This is a genomic window from Kitasatospora sp. MMS16-BH015 (assembly GCF_002943525.1).
In the GTDB taxonomy this organism is placed as follows: domain Bacteria; phylum Actinomycetota; class Actinomycetes; order Streptomycetales; family Streptomycetaceae; genus Kitasatospora.
In genome coordinates, this window is record NZ_CP025394.1 from 263,861 (window position 1) to 283,783 (window position 19,923).

16 protein-coding genes are annotated in these 19,923 nt (G+C 72.7%); 7 read left to right on the plus strand and 9 right to left on the minus strand.

The genetic code is table 11. The features are described 5' to 3' along the window. Positions 1–11: 11 nt before the first annotated feature. The 3 genes from CFP65_RS01235 to CFP65_RS01245 all read right to left on the minus strand — a co-directional run bounded on the left by CFP65_RS01235 (position 12) and on the right by CFP65_RS01245 (position 4,060). Entirely contained in the window at positions 12–1,076 is a 1,065-nt protein-coding gene (locus tag CFP65_RS01235; RefSeq protein ID WP_104820554.1) for a serine/threonine-protein kinase, read from the minus strand. Between the two features lie 198 nt (positions 1,077–1,274). Next, complete coding sequence (gene trpS / locus CFP65_RS01240) at positions 1,275–2,417, minus strand: tryptophan--tRNA ligase (protein WP_104814344.1); 1,143 nt, start codon at positions 2,415–2,417, stop codon at positions 1,275–1,277. Positions 2,418–2,659: 242 nt separating this feature from the next. Beyond that, a complete protein-coding gene (locus tag CFP65_RS01245) occupies positions 2,660–4,060 on the minus strand; it encodes a S41 family peptidase (RefSeq protein ID WP_371682512.1) in 1,401 nt (466 codons plus the stop codon). Between the two features lie 331 nt (positions 4,061–4,391). Between CFP65_RS01245 and CFP65_RS01250 the strand changes: the two genes are divergently transcribed. After that, positions 4,392–4,904 carry a DinB family protein gene (locus CFP65_RS01250; RefSeq protein ID WP_104814346.1) on the plus strand — a complete coding sequence of 171 codons (513 nt, stop codon included), beginning with the start codon at positions 4,392–4,394 and terminating at the stop codon, positions 4,902–4,904. A 289-nt stretch (positions 4,905–5,193) separates the two neighbouring features. Then, positions 5,194–5,595, plus strand: a complete 402-nt coding sequence (locus tag CFP65_RS01255) for a cell division protein SepF (RefSeq protein WP_104814347.1) — start codon at positions 5,194–5,196, stop codon at positions 5,593–5,595. A gap of 156 nt (positions 5,596–5,751) precedes the next feature. Here the strand turns inward: CFP65_RS01255 and CFP65_RS01260 are convergent, their stop codons facing one another. Beyond that, positions 5,752–6,336 carry a TetR/AcrR family transcriptional regulator gene (locus CFP65_RS01260; protein ID WP_104820555.1) on the minus strand — a complete coding sequence of 195 codons (585 nt, stop codon included), beginning with the start codon at positions 6,334–6,336 and terminating at the stop codon, positions 5,752–5,754. Positions 6,337–6,569: 233 nt separating this feature from the next. Between CFP65_RS01260 and CFP65_RS01265 the strand changes: the two genes are divergently transcribed. The 4 genes from CFP65_RS01265 (at position 6,570) to CFP65_RS01280 (ending at position 10,036) form a co-directional block, all read left to right on the plus strand. Continuing rightward, positions 6,570–6,998, plus strand: coding sequence for a nuclear transport factor 2 family protein (locus tag CFP65_RS01265; RefSeq protein ID WP_104814348.1), 429 nt, complete (start codon positions 6,570–6,572; stop codon positions 6,996–6,998). Continuing rightward, complete coding sequence (locus CFP65_RS01270; RefSeq protein ID WP_104814349.1) at positions 6,995–7,864, plus strand: NAD(P)H-binding protein; 870 nt, start codon at positions 6,995–6,997, stop codon at positions 7,862–7,864. The genes CFP65_RS01265 and CFP65_RS01270 overlap by 4 nt, the downstream gene beginning before the upstream one ends. Before the next feature lie 100 nt (positions 7,865–7,964). Beyond that, positions 7,965–8,519 carry a TetR/AcrR family transcriptional regulator gene (locus CFP65_RS01275; protein ID WP_104814350.1) on the plus strand — a complete coding sequence of 185 codons (555 nt, stop codon included), beginning with the start codon at positions 7,965–7,967 and terminating at the stop codon, positions 8,517–8,519. After that, positions 8,516–10,036 carry an MFS transporter gene (locus CFP65_RS01280; RefSeq protein WP_104814351.1) on the plus strand — a complete coding sequence of 507 codons (1,521 nt, stop codon included), beginning with the start codon at positions 8,516–8,518 and terminating at the stop codon, positions 10,034–10,036. The genes CFP65_RS01275 and CFP65_RS01280 overlap by 4 nt, the downstream gene beginning before the upstream one ends. A 76-nt stretch (positions 10,037–10,112) precedes the next feature. On the opposite strand, the gene CFP65_RS01285 is transcribed toward CFP65_RS01280, so the two are convergent. Beyond that, positions 10,113–11,255 (minus strand): DNA gyrase subunit B, encoded by a 1,143-nt coding sequence (locus CFP65_RS01285; RefSeq protein WP_104814352.1) that lies wholly within the window; start codon positions 11,253–11,255, stop codon positions 10,113–10,115. Positions 11,256–11,571: 316 nt separating this feature from the next. On the opposite strand from CFP65_RS01285, the gene CFP65_RS01290 reads away from it, so the two are divergent. Then, positions 11,572–12,210, plus strand: coding sequence for a trans-aconitate 2-methyltransferase (locus CFP65_RS01290; protein ID WP_158701958.1), 639 nt, complete (start codon positions 11,572–11,574; stop codon positions 12,208–12,210). A 75-nt stretch (positions 12,211–12,285) separates the two neighbouring features. Here the strand turns inward: CFP65_RS01290 and CFP65_RS01295 are convergent, their stop codons facing one another. The 4 genes from CFP65_RS01295 to CFP65_RS01310 all read right to left on the minus strand — a co-directional run bounded on the left by CFP65_RS01295 (position 12,286) and on the right by CFP65_RS01310 (position 19,887). Then, a complete protein-coding gene (locus tag CFP65_RS01295; RefSeq protein WP_104814354.1) occupies positions 12,286–14,619 on the minus strand; it encodes a glycosyl hydrolase family 18 protein in 2,334 nt (777 codons plus the stop codon). Between the two features lie 194 nt (positions 14,620–14,813). After that, positions 14,814–17,279, minus strand: coding sequence for a SpoIIE family protein phosphatase (locus CFP65_RS01300; RefSeq protein WP_104814355.1), 2,466 nt, complete (start codon positions 17,277–17,279; stop codon positions 14,814–14,816). A gap of 161 nt (positions 17,280–17,440) precedes the next feature. After that, complete coding sequence (locus CFP65_RS01305; protein ID WP_371682342.1) at positions 17,441–18,094, minus strand: TetR/AcrR family transcriptional regulator; 654 nt, start codon at positions 18,092–18,094, stop codon at positions 17,441–17,443. A 38-nt stretch (positions 18,095–18,132) separates the two neighbouring features. Next, positions 18,133–19,887 (minus strand): 4-coumarate--CoA ligase family protein, encoded by a 1,755-nt coding sequence (locus CFP65_RS01310; RefSeq protein WP_168219570.1) that lies wholly within the window; start codon positions 19,885–19,887, stop codon positions 18,133–18,135. Between the last annotated feature and the right edge of the window lie 36 nt (positions 19,888–19,923).

Consider the following 19,923-nt stretch of genomic DNA (forward strand, 5'->3'; position numbering starts at 1 on the left):
TCACCCCTCCACTAGGCGTACACCCCGCCGAGCTGCCGGATCTCCTCGGCGGGGTACCGGGTCTCCCGGCTCTCACGCTGGAACTCCCGGTTGAACCCGGACACCAGGGCGGCGACCGGCGCGTGCCGGGCGAGCAGCGCCGCGACCCCCGCCGGGACGCCCGTGGGGCGCTCGCCCTCCGCGTAGGCGCGCACCCGCGCGTACCGTCCCTCCCGGTCCTCCGGCCGGTGGCCGTACAGGTCGGTGAGCAGCCAGTTCACCAGGTAGGTGGCGGTGTAGGCGCGGTCGTAGCTCCGGTGCCGCTCGAAGAACCCGGCCTCCTCCCGGGACAGCTCGAAGCTGCTGGACAGGGCGAGCCCGTAGTCCGCGAAGTAGAGGCGCCGACCGTCGGTCAGGATGTTCTCGAAGTGGGCGTCGAAGTGCAGGAGCCCGTGGCTGTTCATGAACGAGACACCGGCCGCCAGCTCCTTCTCCACCATCGCGCAGGCCAGCTCGGTGCTCTGGTCACCGGCCTCCGTCCGGGCGCCCAACCACTGGTGCAGGCTCTGCGGGATGTACTCCAGGAACAGCGCGATGCTCGCGGAGGAGTCGCGGAGCCCCTCGATCCGACGGCGCACCTGTGCGCCCCCGCCCCAGTAGGACACGGCCCGATCCACGTCGGCCAGCTCCTCCGGCAGGGGCGTCGAATCCGGCAGCACCCGCCAGTGGTGCATCAGCGGGAAGCCCTCGTACTCTCCCTTGAGCACCCAGTCCGTGGTCATGGTGTGCACGGCCAACTCGCGCCAGGCCCCGAAACCCGGCCCGCCGAGGAGACCGACACCGTACTGGCAGAACCCCGGCAGCTCGAACACGTTCGCCGTGGACCGGAGGTGCTCCGTCTCCCGCTCCAGGTCGGTGAGCGGCACCCGCTTCACGAAGACCTGGGTGCCGGCCACCTCGAGCAGCACGGTCTTCCCGCCGATGCCGGCGCCGATCGGCACGGCCGCGCCAACGAGGTCGCGCAGCGCACGGTCGCTGCAGCGGGCCAGGGCGGTGGAGACGGCGCCGTGGGCAGCCAGCCGCGCACCGCGCGACATGTCGGGGTTCTGCACTGTACGACCTTCACCTGCCGACCGGCCGGCCGCCGTTCCGGAGCCGGACCCTACGTAGTGATCGACGAGGAGCACCGACCCGTCGTTCCCCCCAGCTACCCGCGAACTGATCCTCGATCAGGCGGGAGGTGGCTGGCCGCCGCGACGGGCGGGTGCCGCCCGGCCCGGCAGGCGAGTACCGGTTCAGTAGTAGACCGCGCCCATCGCCTCCCGGACCTCGCGGAGCGTCGTCTCGGCCACGGCCGTCGCCCGCTCGTTGCCCTCCCGCAGGATGCGCCGGAGACTGGCCCTGTCCTCGGCGTACTCCGCGCGGCGGGCCCGGATCGGGGCCAGCCGCTCGTTGACGGCCTCCGTCACCAGGCGCTTGAGCGCCGACGCTCCGCCGTTGCCGATCTCCTCGGCGACCTGGTGCGGATCGGCCTCCAGGCAGAGGGCCGCGAGCAGCACCAGGCTCGACACCCCGGGGCGGTGCTCGGGGTCGTAGCTGATCCGCCGCTCGGCGTCGGTGGTGGCGCCCTTGATCAGGCGGGCCGTCTCCTCGGCGGTGGCGGCCAGGGCGATCGAATTGCCCCGGCTCTTGCTCATCTTGCCGCCGTCGGTGCCGAGCAGGAGCGGCGCGGTGGAGAACAGGATGTCGGGCTCGGGGAAGACCGGGGTGGCGCCGGGGCCGCTGCTGAACCGGTCGTTGAACCGGCGGGCGATGGTGCGGGTCAGCTCCAGGTGCGGGGCCTGGTCCAGGCCGGCCGGGACCAGGTTGGCCTTGCAGAACAGGATGTCGGCCGCCTGGTGCGCCGGGTAGGTGTACATCAGACCGCTCACCGCGGCCTGCTTGGAGTGGGCGATCTCGTCCTTGACGGTGGGGTTGCGCCCCAGCTCGGCGACCGAGACCAGACTGAGGAAGGGGAGCAGCAGCTGGTTGAGCGCCGGGATCGCGCTGTGGGTGAAGACGGTGCTGCGGGACGGGTCGATGCCGATCGCGAGGTAGTCGAGCAGCAGTCCCTCGACGTGCTCGGCCAGCCGGTCGGCCACGTCCCGGTCGGTGAGCACCTGGTAGTCGGCGATCACCACGAAGGACTCGACGCCGAGGTCTTGGAGGCGGACCCGGTTCTGCAGGGTGCCGAAGTAGTGGCCCAGGTGGAGCCGACCCGTGGGGCGGTCTCCCGTGAGCACCCGGAACCGCCCGGGTTGACGGTGGATCAGCTGCTCCAGCTCCGCGCTGCGCAGCTGCTCGGCGGCGGAGGGTGCGAGCGCGGGGGCAGGGGCGAGGGTAGGAGCAGCGGCGGGCGCGGCGGTGGGGGCGGCGGCGGCGAGGACGGTGGTCGTCATGGGGATCGGTCTCCTGATCGTGTGAGGGGGATGAGCACGCTGCCGGAGAGCGGCCCCGCACGATCGGGAGAGATGGCGTCGCATCTGAGGCCGTCCGTCCGAACGGCCCAAGGTCATGCCTGCTGAGTGGCCGCTCCTACTGGGAGCGCCACCAGCTCAGACAAGACGAGTGCGACATGTCTCCACCGTAGCGCAGGCCCACGGCCCCTTGGCAAGCACCTTCTCCGGGCGCCTGCAGGGGCTCACCTCCCCCACCGGGCGGGCCACTGCCTGGCCGGCAGGGCGACCGCCCGGTCGAAGGCCGAGTCCTTCCCTTGGGCGTACTCCTCCTCCGTGAAGACCGGTGTGCTGATGTCGGGTGGGATGCCGGGGCCGTCATAGCTGGTGCCCGTGCGGGTGAGCAGCTCCTCGTTGGGCAGCGAGAAGGACCAGCCGTTGGGCAGAGCACGGTCGAGGGTGTCGGAGAAGACGCCCTGGGTCGGCTGGCCGATCAGGGTGGCTCCGGTGGGGCGGGCGAGCAGCGCCTGGGTGAAGCTCTCGCCCGCGCTGACGGTGCTGCCGCCGATCAGGACGGCCAGCGGCCCGGTGTAGCGCGGAGCGTCGGCGGGCCGGACCGGGATCGGCTGCGGGGTGGTGAAGTGGCTCGGCTCCTCGGGCCTGTCCCGGGCCCGCTTGGCGTAGGCGACGTACGGCCGGTCGGTGAGCCGGGCGGCGACCTGCAGACCAAGGGCGTCGTACCCGCCGCCGTTGATCCGCAGGTCGAGGATCAGACCGCCCAGGGTGGACACCCGCTCGGCCGTCAGCACCTCGCTCAGCGCTTGCTCCAGGAGGCGGCTGTTGGTCTGGTAGCTGTCGTCACCGCCCGGGCCGGCGTAGCCGCCGAAACCCGAGATCCGCAGGTAGCCCTGACCGCCCGGCAGATCCGCGTAGCTGATCCGCCCCGCCGCGTACTCGTGGACCACCAGACCGGCCAGATCCCGACCGACCACGAAGGACTTGGCGCGGTCGTCCACTGCCGGGGACGGTGGCACGGTGCCCGGGCGGCCCTCCGCGAAGAACCCGACGGACGGAGCCTCGAGCACCACGTGGGCATCGTGCAGCGGCTCGACCATGCCCCGCAGGACGGCGAACAGCTCCGCCGGGCTGCTGTCGGCCCGGACCAGTGGTCGCGTCCGCTCCCGGACGGCCTGCCAATCCACGCCCTTGGCGGCGAAGAACGGGTAGTTCTCCGCGAAGGTCTGCCAGAAGACGTCGTAGACCCCCTGCGGATCACCGGCCTGCGCCGGACCGCCGGGCACCGCTGCCTCGCCCGCGCAGCGGGCCGGAAGTGCGGGCAGCCGCCGGAGCGTACGGTCACCGACCGCCCCGTCCACGTGCAGCCCGGCCCGATCTCGGAACCCGGAACCACCACGGCCCGGCAGCAGGGTGAAGGCCTGCCCGTCCTCCGCTCCGTACCGGAGCGGCCCACCCGTCGCGCTCAACCCCTTGAGGCAGCTGATCGCCGTGGTCTGGTACTCCTGCATCCGCCCGTGCTCGATCGCCAGCACAGTGCCGTACCCGACCGTCTGCCACACCCCCTCCGGCCCGGCCGGCCCACCCCGGGCCACCGCCGCCGGCCCCGTGGCCACCAGCCCGCCCGACATCGCCACCACAACTGCACAGCTCAATACCCACCGTCGCGACCGCGCCCCGACCGCACTCCCCACCACACGACCCCGCATGACCCCACTCCTCCATCTGGACCTCGACCGACCCCCTCATCCTCGTCTCGCCCCACTCCCCCTCAACAGCGTGTCAGCACGAGACTTCACTGCGTGCTGCCACCCTCGTGCTAGCCCCACCCCACAGACCCCCACCTCACAGCCCCCCTCACAGGCGCCCCACCCCACAGGCCCCGGCCTCCCCGCCACCGGCCTCCCCGCCACCGGCAGAAAATCGGTGCCGCCCGCGCCGTCCCTCCGCCAGGATGGCCGCATGACCACGACTCGGATCGACCCCTCCCTCACCGCCGACGAACTCCCCATGCTCAAGCAGTGGCTGGACTACCACCGCGCCACCCTCGCGCTGAAGTGCGAGGGCCTCACCGACGAGCAGCTGAAGCTCCGCCCGATCGCCCCCTCCACGCTCTCCCTGCTCGGACTGGTGCGGCACCTGGCCGAGGTGGAGCGCTGGTGGTTCCTCCAGGTCCTGGACGGCCAGGCCACCACCGAGGAGGGCCTGTACTGGACCAAGGAGGACGAGGACGCCGACTTCAACGACACCGCCGACGCGGACGCCGCAGCCGACCTCGCCACCTGGCGCGAGCAGATCCGGCTGGCGGACGCCGTCACGGCGGGCCTGCCGCTGGAGACGGTGGCCAAGCGGGACCGCCGGGGCGAGCCGGTGACGCTCCGCTGGATCATGGTGCACATGATCGAGGAGTACGCCCGGCACAACGGACACGCCGATGTGATCCGGGAGCAGATCGACGGCGCGACCGGGGAGTGAGGATCGCCACGGACGGGTGAATCTGTTACACGTCCGTTGACCAATCGTCAACTCAACCCTGACGTACGCCGATAGGGTCTACGCGCGCAACCGTACAGCGACCTGCGGCGTCACAGCTGACATCCGGTTTGTCCCGGATCGCGGCTCGCCACAACTCGTACGGCGGTCGCGAGCGGGCATCGAAGCGGTGATCAATGCGATACTCGGACAGTTCCGACGAGTGGATGACGTGTCAAAAGGACACGGACACCCGGGGGGACGAGTACGGGACGAGGCAGGGAGGCGCGGCATGGGAGCACTTCGCGACGAGCACCACAACGGGTGGCTGATGCCCTCCGGCAACTACCCAGCCGCGGTGTACGACGATCCATGGGCTACGCAGGCGACGGCTCCGGCCGTGCAGCATTCGCCCGCCCCCGCACGGATCGTCTCCCTCAAGCCGACCGGCTTCGAGGCGGCCCGCACGGTCGGCGAGCACATCCGCGCCGCCACCCCGGTGGTCATGGATCTCACCGAGATGACTGACGCCGAGGCCAAGCGGATGGTCGACTTCGCCTCCGGGCTGGTCTTCGGCACCTGCGGCGGCATCGAGCGGATCGCCCGTCGGGTGTTCCTGCTCACGCCGGCGGACGTGGAGGTGACGGTCATCGACCGTCCGCTGGACGACTCCGGTTTCTACAACCAGAGCTGAGCACCACGCACCGACGAGCCCGGGAGCGACCAGTCGCCCCCGGGCTCCTTCATGCCCGCCCACCGCCGCAGCCGCCGACGCAGCACCCCGGCACCCCGCCACCCGCCCGACCACCAACCCGCCATCACCCCGTCACGCTGTCATACCGTCATACCGTCATACCGACCCGCCGAGCACCCGCCCGACGTACGCCGCCAGCTGCGCCCGCAGCTCCTCCCGCGGCACCTCCCCCGCACCCGCCAGGTGCTCCACCAGGTCGGCCCGGGTGGCCGCCAGCAGCGCGTGCGCGGCGAACTCGGCGCCGTCGAGCCCGGGGACCCGCTCCAGGAGGCCTCGGAGCAGGGCGTGCCACTGGCCGTAGTGCTCCGCCTGGTACGGGCTGTCCGACCCCGTGCCCTCCAGCGCCAGCGCCAGGTGGCGGTGGTCGAGCTTGAAGCAGAGCAGGGCATCGAGCAGGGCCGGCACCCGTTCCAGCGGCGGGGTGTCGGGCCCGAGCGGCGGCGGCCCGTCCGTCACGGCCCGGGCGAGCGGCTCGAGCCGCGCCCCGTACAACGCCCGGATCAGGCCCGTGCGGTCGCCGAACGCCCGGAAGAGCGTGCCCTTGCCGACGCCGGCCGCCGCCGCGATGTCCGCCATGGTGACGTCCTCGGTGCTCGCGCACCGCGCGAAGAGCGTGTCGGCCGCCGCGAGCGCAGCCGCCCGGTTCCGGACCGCGTCCTTGCGGGGCTGGCGCTCCGTCAGCGGCCGGCGTTCCGCCGGCGACCCACCCTCCTCCGGCGACCGCCGTCCGACCAGCGACCGCCGTTCGACCAGCGAAGGCCGTTCGACCGACACGTGCCCGTCGACCGACGAGTGCCGTTCAGCTGCCGGTTCGCGCTCCGTCATGCGACTCCTCCGATTGCAAAGCGGACCAGCGGTCCGTATCTTCGTTGAAGCGGACCGCTGGTCCGTATCGTACGGGACGGAGCACACCCATGCCTGCGCACGCCTCACCTGCGGAGCTGTACCGACACAGCCTGCGCCTCCTGCTCGACAAGTCCATCCCCGCCTGGGTCGACCTCTGGGCGGCGGACGGCGTCATGGAGTTCCCGTTCGCGCCGCCCGGCTGGCCGCGGCGGCTCGAGGGCCGGGAGGCCGTGGCCGCCTACATGCGCGACTACCCCGACCACATCGACCTGCACGGCTTCCCCGAGCTGCGAATCCTGGACACCACCGAAGCCGGGACGATCGTGGTCGAGATGCGCGCCGTGGGCCGCCTGGTCCGGACCGGTGACCCCTTCGAGCTCGACTACATCGCCGTGGTCACCGTCCGGGACGGGCGGTTCACCTCCTACCGCGACTACTGGAACCCACTCGCGGCCCAGGAGACCGGCGCCACCTTCACTGGGAGCGTCGCCCGATGAGCAGCGCTCCCGACTCCCCCACCGGCCCCGGCGCCGTCCTGGTGATCGGCGCCACCGGCACCACCGGCCGCCGCACCGTCGCGCGGCTCGCCGCCGCCGGGCACCGCGTCAAGGCCGCCGGGCGCAGCGCCACTCCCCTCGCCGGCGCGGAGGCCGTCCACTTCGACTGGTTCGATCCCACCACTCACGACGGCGCCTTGACCGGCGCCGACCGCGTCTACCTGGTGCCACCGGTCGGCGAACCGGATCCGGCCAGGGTGATGCTGCCGTTCCTCCGCCGGGCCCGGGCCTCCGGCGTGCACCGCGCGGTGCTGCTGAGCTCCTCGGCCGTGCCGGCCGGTGGCCCGGCCGTGGGCCAGGTGCACCAGGCGCTGCCCGAGCTGTTCGACCAGTGGGCGGTGCTGCGGCCGTCCTGGTTCATGCAGAACTTCACGAGTGACCACCTCCACGCCGAGGAGATCCGCACCACGGGCGCCTTCCGGACGGCCGCCGGCGCCGGTCGGGTCGGCTTCGTCGACGCCGAGGACATCGCCGCCGTCGCCGTGCACGCGCTCATCGACGACCACGCGCCCGACCGCGACCTGATCCTGACCGGCCCGGAGGCGCTCGACCACGACGAGGTCGCCGCCGTCCTCTCGGCGGTCACCGGCCGACGGGTGGCGCACCACCGCCTGACGTACCGGGAGCAGCGCGACCGACTGGCCGCGCTGATGCCCGCGGAGTTCGCGACCCTGCTGGCCCAGATGGATCTCGCCATCGCGGCGGGCGCCGAGGACCGCACCACCGACACCGTCCGACTCCTCACCGGCCGCCCACCGCACGACTTCCGCCAGGTCGCCGTACGGGAACTGAACCGCGACCGTTGAAGCGACACCCACGCCCCGCTCGGCTCTCCGCTCCCATCTCACCTGAGATCCGGATAATAAGAATGAGACATGAACGTCTCATCTGCTCTACACTCGGTCCATGGCCACTGACCGCGACGCCGTTCTCGAAGCCGCCGTCGGCGTGCTCTCCCGCCGCCCCACCGCACACCTCGACGAGATCGCCCGCGCCGCCGGGATCAGCCGGGCCACACTGCACCGGATCTTCCCGGGCCGCGAGGCGCTGATCCGCGAGGTCGGCGCCACCAGCCTGCGGCGGCTCGCCACCGCGCTGGACGCGGCCGAGATCGAGAGCGGCGATCCGGAGGCCGCGCTGCGGCGCCTGATCGCCATGGTCGTGCCCGACGCCGCGCTCTGCGCGTTCCTCGCCGGGGAGAACCAGCTCTTCGACGACCCCGAGATCAACGACCTGTGGGAGGTGCAGGACGCCCGCGTCCGGGCGCTCTTCCTCCGGGGGCAGCAGCAGGGGGTGTTCCGGATCGAGCTGTCCGCCGGCTGGCTCAGCGAGGCCTTCTTCGACCTCGTGGCCGGCGTCGGCTGGGCCGTCCAGGACGGCCGACTCGCCCCTCGTGACAGTGCCTTCTCGCTCGCCGAGCTGCTGCTCGGCGGTGCCCTCCGGAGACCCGAACAGCGATGACCACCACCGCCCCTGCCACCACCGCCCACACCTCCCACCCCCGCCGCTGGATCGGCCTGGCCGTCCTCGTGCTGGCCGTCAGCCTGGTCGCCATCGACGCGACCGTGCTCTCCCTGGCCATCCCCTCGATCAGCGAGACCCTGCGCCCCAGCGGCACCCAGCTGCTCTGGATCGGCGACGCCTACTCCTTCGTCCTGGCCGGCCTGCTGGTCTCGATGGGCGCGCTCAGCGACCGGATCGGCCGCAAGAAGCTGCTGCTGATCGGCTCCACCGCCTTCGGCGCGGCCTCGCTGCTGGCCGCCTACGCGCCCGGCCCGGGCTGGCTGATCCTGGCCCGCGCCCTGCTCGGCGTGGCCGGCGCGACCATCATGCCCTCCACCCTCTCGCTGATCCGCAGCCTCTTCCCGGACGACCGGGAGCGGGCCACCGCGATCGGCATCTGGGGCGCGGGCGCCACCGCCGGCGCCGCGCTCGGCCCGCTGGTCGGCGGCGCGCTGCTCGAGCACTTCTGGTGGGGCTCGGTCTTCCTGCTCAACCTGCCGGTGCTCGCTCTGCTGCTCGTGCTCGGCGCCTGGCTGCTGCCGGAATCCCGCGACCCGAAGCCGGGCCGCTGGGACGTGCTCAGCGTGGCCCTCTCGATGGCGGGCGTGATCGGCGTGGTCTACGCGATCAAGGAGGCCGCAGCCGGCTCACTCGGCCACTGGTACGTGCCCGCCGCCTTCCTGCTCGGCGCCGCCGCGCTGGTGCTCTTCGTCCGGCGCCAGCTCCGGCTGGACACCCCGCTGCTGGACGTGCGGCTGTTCCGCGACCCGCGCTTCACCGCCGCCGCGCTCAGCTCGCTCTGCGCGCTGATCGGTCTCTCCGGCGTGATCTTCTTCATGTCGCAGTACCTCCAGCTGGTCCGCGGCTACCAGCCGCTGACCGCCGGTGTCGCCGAGCTGCCCGCCTTCGCCGGCGCGGTGATCGGCGGTCTGCTCACCGCCCGGCTGGCCCGCCGGATCGGCACCCGGGCCACCCTGACCATCGGCCTGCTCGTGATGGGGCTGGGCATCGGGGTGCTCGGCTGGGTGCACGAGGACAGCACCTACCTGCTGCTCGGCACGGCCTTCCTGGCCGTCGGCGCGGCCGAGGGCGTCGTCTACACCCTCGCCGCCGACCTGGTCCTGACCGCCGCCCCCGCCGACAAGGCCGGCGCCGCCTCGGCCGTCTCCGAGACGGCCTACGAACTCGGCACCGCCCTCGGTATCGCGCTGGTCGGCTCCGTGGTCACCGCCATCTACGCCGGCACCCTCACCGTCCCGGCCGGCACCGACCCGGCCTCGGCCGCGGCGGCCAAGGAATCGATCGGCGCCGCCGTCGAAACCGCCCACACCCTCCCGGCCGAGCTCGGCACCTCCCTCCTCACCAACGCCAACCACGCCTTCGTCCACGGCATGAACATCGCCGCCCTGATCGCCGCCGCCCTCCTCCTCGCCGCCGCAGCCGCCGCCTGGCGCCTCCTGCGCACCAAGCGCTGACCGGCCGGCCGACCGACCGGCGACGCACAGCGCAGCGGTCGAGGCCCGGGCCTCGACCGCTCCCGGCCTCCTGCCGTCAGCGACGCGCTGCCGCCACGATCCGGCCCAGGATCGCCGTCGCCCGCGCACCGTCGGCACGCAGCCAGGCGGTCAGCTCCTCCCGGACGGCGTCGGCGACGCACCCGCGCACCGGCTCGTTGCCCAGTCGGCCACGGGTGGCTCCCTCGAACCACGGCCGGTCGAGCTTCACCGACACCACCGCCGTCAGACCCGCGCCGAGCTGCGCGCACGTGAAGCCGGGGTCGGTCGGGGCGAGCAGCAGCCGTTCCCGCGCCTGAGCGGTCACCGCCGCCGCCAGGCCCTCCCGGAACCCGAGCTCGTGAGCACCGCCTTCGGTGGTGGGGTGGCTGTTGGCATAGCTGACGACCTGCTCAGCACCGGGCTCGCACCAACGGAGCGCCACCTCGACCGTCCCCTCCATCTCGGGGCACTCGCGCTCGAAGCCGAACACGTCCGGATGCACCGGAGCGCCCAGCCCCGCGATGTGGTCCCGAGGCCCACCGGGGAAGTGGAAGCGGAGGGACCGGGGCGCGGCCGAACCGCGCTCGTCCGTCAGCGTGATGTCCAACTCCCGGTACAGGAAGGCCAACTCCCTGAAGCGCCCGGCCAGCACCTCGAACGAGAACTCCACCGTCTCGAAGACCTCGCCATCGGGCCGGAACGTGATCACAGTCCCAGGACGCTCACCCGCCCCCCGCGCCACGGGCACCGCCACGGCCACACCTCGCTCGTACCCGAGCACCCGGCAGGCACCGTCGCGCCACACCTCGGCCGTCAGACGCTCCGACAGGGCATTGACGACGGCCGGCTCCGTCCCGAAGGACGGACCGAGGAGCAGACGCCGGCCTGCGCCCGCTCCCCCACAGTGGAACCGGGTCAGCCGATCCTCCAGTGCCGCCTCCTCCTCGGTACCGGACCGACGATCGGTGCCGTGCTCCGCCACCCGCACGCAGCCGTCGGCGGCAAGGGTGATCTCCACGGGGTGGACAGGCCCCCCGAGTCCGCGCTCCAGCACCCACCCGGCCAGCTCGAACACCAGGTGGTGCAGGCCCCGTTCGCCGGTCGATCCGATGTACATCCCCGGCCGCCTGCGAACGACCTCCGGCCACTCCAACACGACGATGTGTGAAGCGTCGTACGCCGTGTGATCCTTGCTCATGATGCCCCCTCCGAGAGTGTCCGGCTGAGCTCCCCACCCTAGGCGATTTCCCGAGAAACACCAGGTCAGAGCGGGTTTGACGAAGCCACAGGCGAGCGTCTGACGGGCTCTCGGAAGCGCCCGGCCGGGACGGGTTCGTGCCCGCGCCGCGACGCGGGCACGCCACTCCGCAGAGCGCCTGCGGCACCGTTCCGGACGGCCTCCAGGTCACCGGTTCCACGAATTTTCCGGCCGCTCGTGTAACGCCTCGCCGCCGCCGAGCCAAGGAGTGGTGCAAGGCAGTGCGCTCCAGCACCGCCCGTCTGGGAGAGATCACTTGGGAATCACCACTACCGTCCGCCGTCGGCTCGGCAAGTACGAGATACCGGCGGCCGAGCTCTACCGGTCGGTGTTCATCGACCTCGACAGCCTGACCACCACCCTGCTCAGCCTGGGCCGGCCCGGGCGGATCCTCGAGATCGGCTGCGGTGACGGTGCCGTGGCCGAGCGGCTGGTCGGCGCGCTGCCGGACGCCGAGTACGTGGGCATCGACGTGATGGCCGCCCCCGGGCGGCTCTTCCGGGGCGACCGGGCCCGGGCCGAGTTCCGTTCCGTCTACTCGCACGATCTCCGCGCCGAGGGCCCGGCGCTCTTCGACCTCGTGCTGGTCGTGGACGTGCTGCACCACGTCCCGCCGGCCCAACGCGAGGCGCTGCTGCGCGACGCCGAGGCCCTGCTCGCCCCCGGCGGGACGCTGATCGTCAAGGAGTGGGAGCGCCGCTCCGACCTCGCGCACCTGATGGCCTACACGGCCGACCGGTACCTCTCCGGCGACCGGAACGTCGACTTCGGCGACCGGGCGGAGCTGCTCACCACCATCTCCTGCGCCCTGCCCGAGCTCTCGGTGGTCTGCGAGGCCCGCGTGCCCCCGAACCGCAGCAACATCCTCTTCGCCCTCCGCCGAGCCCGCACCTGACGCTCCGACGCGCGAACGGCGGACGGGCCCGCACCCCTCCGCCGGGGGGTGCGGGCCCGCACTACCTACCGGGCGTCACTTCAAGGCGCTCGCCATCGCGTTCAGCAGGGTCGCCGAGGCGTCGTCGTTCTCCAGGGAGAAGGCGAACATGCCCGCCAGGCCGTGGGACTTGGCGTAGGCGCCGCGGGCCTGGATGGCCTGTGGGGTGTCGCCCGTCCAGAAGTTGGTGCCGTCGTAGAGCCAGGAGGTCTCCGTGGTGGCGTCCCAGTGCAGGGTCGAGGCCGTCGGGGTGAGCTCCTTCCAGGCGGCCAGGCCGGCCTCCTGGCTGAGCTGCTTGGCGGCCGTGGGGCCGGTGGCGCTCTGGTAGAGGCCGTAGTTCGAGCCGGCCGGGACGCCGGTCCAGCCGCGCCAGTAGAACGGGATGCCGAGCACGATCTTGCCGGCCGGGAAGCCACCGACGATGCCGTACTCGGGCAGGCCGGTGGTGTAGGCGGTCAGGGTGGTGTCCACGTTGTACTTGCGGGTGCCCGGGGTGATCGGGGTGGTGGGGTCGGCCGGGGAGTCGTGCAGCGGGTCCTGGAGGTTGGTGGGGCCGGTGGCGTCCCAGGAGCCGTGCATGTCGTAGGTCATCACGTCGGCGTAGTCGAGGTAGCTGCCGATCCTGTCGGTCTCCAGGTACTGGATCTTGTCCTGGCCGCTCGGCAGGGCCGCCGTGAGCAGGAAGTGCTTGCCCAGCGGTGCGCCGAGCGCGTCCAGCTGGCTGCGGAACTCCTGGAGCAGCAGCGTGTAGTTCGCCTTGTCGGCCGTCGAGGTGTGGTTGCCGACGTGGCCGCCGGGCGAGCCGGGGTACTCCCAGTCGATGTCGATGCCGTCGAACAGGCCGGCGATGCCCGCCGCACCGCCCGAGGGGTCGCCGGAGACGTTGGTCGGCAGGTCACCGGTGAGGAACATCTTGAGGCAGGAGGAGACCAGCGCCTTGCGCGAGGCGTCGGTGGCGGCGGCGTCCGAGAAGTACTTGGAGTAGGTCCAGCCGCCGATCGACATGGTCAGCCGCAGGTTCGGGTACTTGGCCTTGAGCTGGCGCAGCTGGTTGAAGTTGCCCTTGATCGGCTGCTCGTAGACGTCGGTGGAGCCGTCCACGCTGTTCGCCGAGGTGTAGTCCATCTGGTAGTCGGCGTACGCGTCGCCCGCGCCGTCACCGGCGTTCGGGTCGTTCTCGTTGGCCGCGTCGGAGGCCTTAACCGCCTCGAAGCAGGTGTGCGAGGTGGGCGAGACGTTGGCGAAGGCGTAGGAGATCACGTCCAGCTTGGCCGCCGCGCCGCTGGTGTCGACGTTCTTGGGGAAGTAGCCGTTCTCGTACACCCCCCATTGGTCGAAGTAGGCCGAGCGATACGGGCTCGCGGCCGGGGCCGCCGCCGTGCTCGCCGTCACCGGGGCGGACTGGCCCGAGGCGTGGCCGGCCTTGTCGTAGCCCTGGACGGTGAAGGTGTGCGCGGTCGCGGGCAGCAGCGAGCTGACGGCCACCGTGGTGCCCATCGAGGTCGCCACCAACTGCCCGCTCCGGTAGACCTTGTACGCGGCCGCGTTGCCGGTCGAGTCGGTGGCGGCCTGCCAGCTGAGCACCACGGCGTTGGCCGTGGTGGCCACCACCTTGAGCCCGGTCGGCGTGCTCACCTTCCCGTCACCACTCGGCCCGGTCGGCGTGCCCGTGGGCGTGCCGGAAGGGCTGGACGAGGGACTCGACGAGGGGCTCGACGAAGGCGAGGAAGACGACGAGGAAGACGTCGAGGACGAAGACGGCGAGGACGTGGGCGAGCCGGACGGGGAGGCCGAGGGCGAGGGCGAGCCGGTGGAGCCGGTCGGGCCGGTGAGGGTGAGGTCGTCGGCGCGGTAGGTGCCCTGGCCGTACCAGCCGTGGGTGTAGACCGTGACCGAGGTGGTGCTCGTGCCGGTGGTGAAGGTGGTGCTGAGCTGCTGCCAGGCGGTGGCGGCGGGTGTCCAGGTCTGGGCGTTGACGCCGGTGCCGGTGGCGCCGAGGTAGACGTAGCTGCCCTGGACCCAGCCGGAGAGGGTGTACTTGGTGTTCGGCTGCACCGTCACGGTCTGGCCGCACTGGGCCGTGTCCGAGGCGCTCGCGGCGGCGCTCAGCGCCCAGGAGCCGCCGTGCACCGGGGTGCTGACGACGCTTCCGCTGTTCGCGGTGCAGCTCCAGCCGGTCAGACTGCCGGCCTCGAAGTCGCCGTTGCCCAGCAGGTTGACGGCGGCGGCGCCGGCGCTGGCGGTGTTGAGCGAGGCGACCAGGGCGATGCTGCCCGTGGTGAGGGCGGTGGCCAGGGCCAGCGCGCCCGTTCTGCGCCGTGCACTGGCCCTGGGCGTGACGGGGCGCCCGGGCGTGGCTCGTTCGAGCATGGGGGACGGTCCTCCGGATGAGTGGGGGTTCCGGCGGTGCACAGCGACCCTGCGCCGCCGCGCGGGCAAGGCGCGGCTGCGTCGGGGCGCCCGGTGTGGGGGTGGGAGCCCTGAGCTCACAGATTGGACTGGACCACTCGACCGGTCAAGCCCGGCCGCCGAGATGCCGTCAGATCCGGATCACGGCAGGCGCGTCACCGGCCGAGCGGCAGCTCCAGCTCGGCCCAGACCACCTTGCCGCCCCGGGTGGGGCGGGTGCCCCAGCGGTGGCCCAGTTCGCTCACCAGGTGCATGCCGCGGCCGCCCTCGTCCTGCTCGGCCGAGCTCCGCAGCTGCGGGGCCTGGCCCCCGGAGTCGGCCACCTCGATGGTGAGGGTGCGGTCGCGGAAGAGCCGCAGCCGCCTGGGGGCCTCGGCGTGCAGCAGGGCATTGGTGACCAGCTCACTGACCATCAGCTCGGCGATGTCGGCCACCGAGCCGATCCCCCACGCCTTCAGGGTGGCGCGGGTGAACCGCCGGGCCAGGCCCGGCACCGAGCCCTCGCCCTCCAGGGGCAGGGTGGCGATCCGGTCCTCGGCCACCGGCAGCGCCCGGGCCATGATCATGGCGATGTCGTCCTCGGTACCGTCGGTGACCAGCGCCGCCAGCGCCGCGTCGCAGCTCTCCTCCAGAGTGCGGGGCCGCCCGGCCAGCACCCCGCACAGCTGCCCGATCCCGTGGTCGATGTCCTGCCCGCGCCGCTCGACCAACCCGTCGGTGTAGAGCGCCACCAGCGCGCCCTCCGGCAGGGTGAACTCGATGGAGCGGAAGGCCACCCCGCCGACGCCCAGCGGGACGCCCGGCGGCAGCTCGACCACCTCGGCGGTGCCGTCGGCGGCGACCATGATCGGCGGCAGGTGGCCGGCCGAGGCCACCGTGCAGGTGCGGTCCACCGGGTCGTAGACCGCGCAGACGCAGGTGGCGTACTGGCCCTCGCCGATCCCGGTGGCCGTCTCGTCCAGCCGGGTGAGCACCTGCTCGGGCGGCAGGTCCAGGGTGGCCAGGGTGCGGGCCACCGTGCGCAGCTGACCCATCGTGGCGGCGGCCCGGATGCCGTGGCCCATCACGTCGCCGACCACCAGCGCCACCCGTCCGCAGGAGAGCGGCACCACGTCGAACCAGTCGCCGCCCACCTCGCTGACCACGCTGCTCGGCAGGTAGCGGTAGGCGATCTCCAGGCCGAGGGTGCGGTGGATCTCCTGTGGCAGCAGGCTGCGCTGCAGGGTCAGCGCGGTCTCCCGCTCCCGGCGGTAGAGCCGGGCGTTGTCCAGCGCGATGGCCGCCCGGGCCACCAGTTCCTCGGCCAGCGCCACGTCGGCGGTGCTGAACGGCTCGGGGTTGCGCATCCGGACGAACTCGGCGCCACCCAGCACCATGCCCCGGGCCATGATCGGCACCATCAGGTAGGAGTGGATGCCGGCGTCTATCCCGGGCTTGACCCGGGCCTCGTCGGAGACCAGCCCGGCCAGGATCTGCTCGTCCACGTGGCTGCGCACCAGCGGCCGGCCGCTGCGCAGGCACTCGGTGTAGACCCGTCTGGAGTCGTACTCGGTGGTCTCGCCCACGCTGTCGGCCGCCGAGGTGAGCCCGGAGTCGTACGCCTCGCCGACGGCCACGGCGCGCAGCTTGACGCCCCGGTCCACGGCCAGCTCGGCCGGCTCCTCGCCGCGCAGCACCGGGTCGAGCAGGTCGACGGTGGCGAAGTCGGCGAATCGCGGCACCACGGCCGCCATCAGCTCCTCGGCGGTCTTGGTCAGGTCGAGCGTGGTGCCGATCCCGGCGGTGGCCTCGGCCAGCAGGGCCAGCCGCTCCTGGGCACGGGAGGCGCGGGCCTCGGCCTGGAACCGCTCGGAGACGTCGATGATCGAGGAGCTGACCCCGAGCACCCGCCCGCCGGTGTCCTCCAGCCGGAAGTACGAGGCCGACCAGGCCCGGTCCCGTCGCGGGTCGCCGGGGGTGCGGCCGTGCGAGCGGGCGTCCACCACCGGGCGGCCGGTGGCCAGCACCTGCCGCATCACGGTCTCGATCTCGGCGCTGTTGAGGCCGGGCAGCACCTCGCTGATCCGGCGCCCGATGTGGTCGGCCACCGGCACGCCGTTGATCCGGGCCAGCGCGTTGTTGAGCCGCACGTAGCGCAGCTCGGTGTCGTACACGGCCATCCCGATCGGCGACTGGGTGAAGAAGCCGTCCAGCACCGCGAGGTCGCCCTCGACCTGGCGGACGGCCTGCACGGAGGAGGCGGTGGCCAGCAGCATCGGCACCCCGCCCGGGCCGCTGATCGGGTAGGTCCGGAATTCCAGCTCGACCAGTCGGCCGTCCCGGTGCCGCACCGAGAAGACCCCGGACCAGCCGCGGCCGGCCATGATCTTCTCGAACATGGCGAGCACCCGGGGTTGCTCGGCCTCGGGCACGAGCAGCGGCGCGGCGTACCGGCCGACGGCCTCCTCGGCGGGGTAGCCGGTGAGCGCCTCGGCGTCCTCGCTCCAGTGCAGGACCCGCCCGGTGCCGTCCACCAGGGCGGTCGCCAGCGGTACCAGCGGGTGTCCGTCCAGGCGTGGCGGGGCTTCGCCGGTCGCCCCCTGGCGGGCTCGGTCGGCGTCGGGCCGCTGGAATCCGTGCATGGTCAGGACATCACCTGCCGAGTACCTTCCCGGTCGTGGCCGGGCGAATCCGGCTCCCCCAAGACTGCACGGAGCAGCCTGCCACGGCTACTCCTCGTATTGGATCAATTTCCGGTCACGGGCCGGACTCGGGGCGGATGTCGGAGTCGTTCGGGCCCGGCTCAGGCAGCGGCGAGGGCGGTGTCCAGCAGCCGGGCCCACTGCCGGATGACGTGGGCCCGGCGCGGGCCGTCGTCGGTGAGCAGGTTGGCCAGGCCCAGGCCACGAGCCATGTCGAGGGTCGCCTGCACGGTCTCCCGGACTCCGGCGGTGCGCTCGTCGGCGCCGAGGAACTCCACGGCGGCCCGGTGCGACTCCCGGCCGACGTGGTTCTCCAGCGCCACGATCCGCTCCCGGAGCGACTCCTCGGTGGCGGCGGCCACCCACAGGTGCAGGGCGGCCCGGAACAGCTGGCCGGTGTAGAGCCGGACGATCAGCTCCACCACGGCCTCGGTCCGGGCCGGCCCGGCGGGCGGCAGCTCGCCGGCCGCCGCCTGGACGGCGGCCAGCCGCTCGGCGGCCACGTGCTCCACGGCGGCGGTGAACAGGTCTTCCCGGGTCGGGAAGTGGTGCTGGGCCGCGCCCCTGGTCACCCCGGCCCGCTCGGCCACCACGGCCACCGTGCTGCCGTTCCAGCCGAGCTCGGCCAGGCACTCGACGGCGGCCTCCAGCAGCTTGCGCCGGGTGGCCCGGCTGCGGTCCTGCTGCGGCGCGCGGGCGGCCCCGGGAGCGGCGGGGGCACTGGGCATGGTGGGCGTACCGGTACGGGTCGTCATGGCGCTCCGATCTTCCCAGACACCTCCGCCGCCCTCTCTCACCGCCCCTCGCGCTCCGCCGGCTGCAGCGCCGCCGCGTGCAGGTCCGCGGCCCGCGGATCCGTCACCTGTCGGCCTGCCGCATTCCGGTCCGGCGCCTGCCGGTCCGCCCCCTGCGGCTCCGGTGCCTGCCGGTCCGCCCCCTGCGGCTCGGGCGCCTGAGCCTCGGCCGCCGCGCGGTCACGCAGCTCGCGCCGCAGGATCTTGCCGCTGAGCGACTTCGGCACGGCCTCGATGAACTCCACCGCCCGCACCTTCTTGTACGGGGCCACCCGCTCGGCCACGTACGCCATCAGCTGCTCCCCGGTCAGCGCGCTGCCGGCGCCGCGCACCACGAAGGCCTTGGGCCGCTCGACCCCGTCCGCGCCGGTGACGCCGACCACGGCGGCGTCCTGCACCTCGGGGTGGCCGAGCAGCAGCGCCTCCAGCTCGGCGGGGGCCACCTGGTAGCCCTTGTACTTGATCAGCTCCTTCACCCGGTCGACCACGAAGAGGTACCCGCGCTCGTCCACGTAACCCACGTCGCCGGTGTGCAGCCAGCCCTCCTCGTCGATCATCGCGGCGGTCTCCGAGTCCCGGCCGAAGTAGCCCCGCATCACCTGCGGGCCGCGGAACAGCAGCTCCCCGCGCTCGCCCGGCCCGAGGTCGGCGCCGCTGCCGTCCAGCGCGCCGATCCGCAGCTCGGTGGAGGCGACCATCCGGCCGACCGTGCCGCGCGGCGGGTCCGCGTCGTCCAGCGGGACGGCGTGGGTGACCGGCGAGAGCTCGGTCATGCCGTAGCCCTGGAGCACCCGGGGCAGCCCGAGCCGGGCGGCGCAGGCCTCGCCGAGCTCGGCGTCCAGCGGGGCGGCCGCGCAGAGCAGGTACTTGATCGAGGAGAGGTCGAAGTCCGCCACCAGCGGGTGCTTGGCCAGTGCGAGCACCACCGGCGGGGCGACGAAGACGCCCTCGATTCGCTGCTCCTGGATGGTCCGCAGGAACTGCTCCAACTCGAACCGGGGCAGCACCACCACCGTCGCCCCGCAGCGCAGCGGCTGGCTGAGCAGGGCGGCGAGTCCGTAGATGTGGAAGAACGGCAGCACGGCCAGGATCTTCTCGCCCTGCTCGGGGCGGCGCACCGAGTCGGACTGCAGCAGGTTGCTGGCGATGTTGCGGTGGCTGAGCATGACGCCCTTGGGCAGGCCGGTGGTGCCGCTGGAGTACGGCAGCACGGCGATGTCCTCGCCCGGGTCGAAGTCCAGCTCGGGCTCGGGGCCGCCGGCCGCCGCCAGGTCGGTGAGGGTGCGGTGGCCGTTCGCACTCGTCTCGTCGCAGAGTACGATCTCACGCAACGGCCGGCCCTCCGCAGCGAGTTCGGCGGCGGCGGCCTCAGCCACCGGGAGGAAGGCGGCGATCGTGACCAGCCAGCGGGCACCGCTGTCGCGCAGCTGACCCGCCAACTCCCCGGCGGTGGCCAGCGAGCTGACCGTGGTCACCGTGGCGCCGGCCCGACTGGCGGCGTAGAAGGCGACCGGGTAGGCGATGGTGTTGGGGCTGTACAGCGCGAGCACGTCCCCCTTGACCAGGCCCGATCCGGCCAACCCGGCCGCGACCAGGCGGACGGCGCCAGCCAGCTCGCCGTAGCTGAGGCTCCGTCCGGTGATCCCGTCGACCAGCGCCGGGGTGTCCCGGTACGCCTCCGCGCCGCCCAGCACCGCCTCGTGGATCGGCAGGTCGACGGGCGTGATCTCGGGGAAGTCACTGCGGAACACCATGTACGCCTCCGGCGGGGGTCGGGGTGGAACCTCCAA

What these genes read in the sequence shown, in the direction of transcription:
- CFP65_RS01295 (WP_104814354.1), bottom strand. Translation starts at nt 14,619, where the DNA reads ATGCTCGAACGAGCCACGCCCGGGCGCCCCGTCACGCCCAGGGCCAGT.
- CFP65_RS01270 (WP_104814349.1), top strand. Translation starts at nt 6,995, where the DNA reads ATGAGCAGCGCTCCCGACTCCCCCACCGGCCCCGGCGCCGTCCTGGTG.
- CFP65_RS01285 (WP_104814352.1), bottom strand. Translation starts at nt 11,255, where the DNA reads ATGAGCAAGGATCACACGGCGTACGACGCTTCACACATCGTCGTGTTG.
- CFP65_RS01245 (WP_371682512.1), bottom strand. Translation starts at nt 4,060, where the DNA reads ATGTCGGGCGGGCTGGTGGCCACGGGGCCGGCGGCGGTGGCCCGGGGT.
- CFP65_RS01305 (WP_371682342.1), bottom strand. Translation starts at nt 18,094, where the DNA reads ATGACGACCCGTACCGGTACGCCCACCATGCCCAGTGCCCCCGCCGCT.
- CFP65_RS01265 (WP_104814348.1), top strand. Translation starts at nt 6,570, where the DNA reads ATGCCTGCGCACGCCTCACCTGCGGAGCTGTACCGACACAGCCTGCGC.
- CFP65_RS01255 (WP_104814347.1), top strand. Translation starts at nt 5,194, where the DNA reads ATGGGAGCACTTCGCGACGAGCACCACAACGGGTGGCTGATGCCCTCC.
- trpS (WP_104814344.1), bottom strand. Translation starts at nt 2,417, where the DNA reads ATGACGACCACCGTCCTCGCCGCCGCCGCCCCCACCGCCGCGCCCGCC.
- CFP65_RS01235 (WP_104820554.1), bottom strand. Translation starts at nt 1,076, where the DNA reads ATGTCGCGCGGTGCGCGGCTGGCTGCCCACGGCGCCGTCTCCACCGCC.
- CFP65_RS01300 (WP_104814355.1), bottom strand. Translation starts at nt 17,279, where the DNA reads ATGCACGGATTCCAGCGGCCCGACGCCGACCGAGCCCGCCAGGGGGCG.
- CFP65_RS01275 (WP_104814350.1), top strand. Translation starts at nt 7,965, where the DNA reads ATGGCCACTGACCGCGACGCCGTTCTCGAAGCCGCCGTCGGCGTGCTC.
- CFP65_RS01250 (WP_104814346.1), top strand. Translation starts at nt 4,392, where the DNA reads ATGACCACGACTCGGATCGACCCCTCCCTCACCGCCGACGAACTCCCC.
- CFP65_RS01280 (WP_104814351.1), top strand. Translation starts at nt 8,516, where the DNA reads ATGACCACCACCGCCCCTGCCACCACCGCCCACACCTCCCACCCCCGC.
- CFP65_RS01310 (WP_168219570.1), bottom strand. Translation starts at nt 19,887, where the DNA reads ATGGTGTTCCGCAGTGACTTCCCCGAGATCACGCCCGTCGACCTGCCG.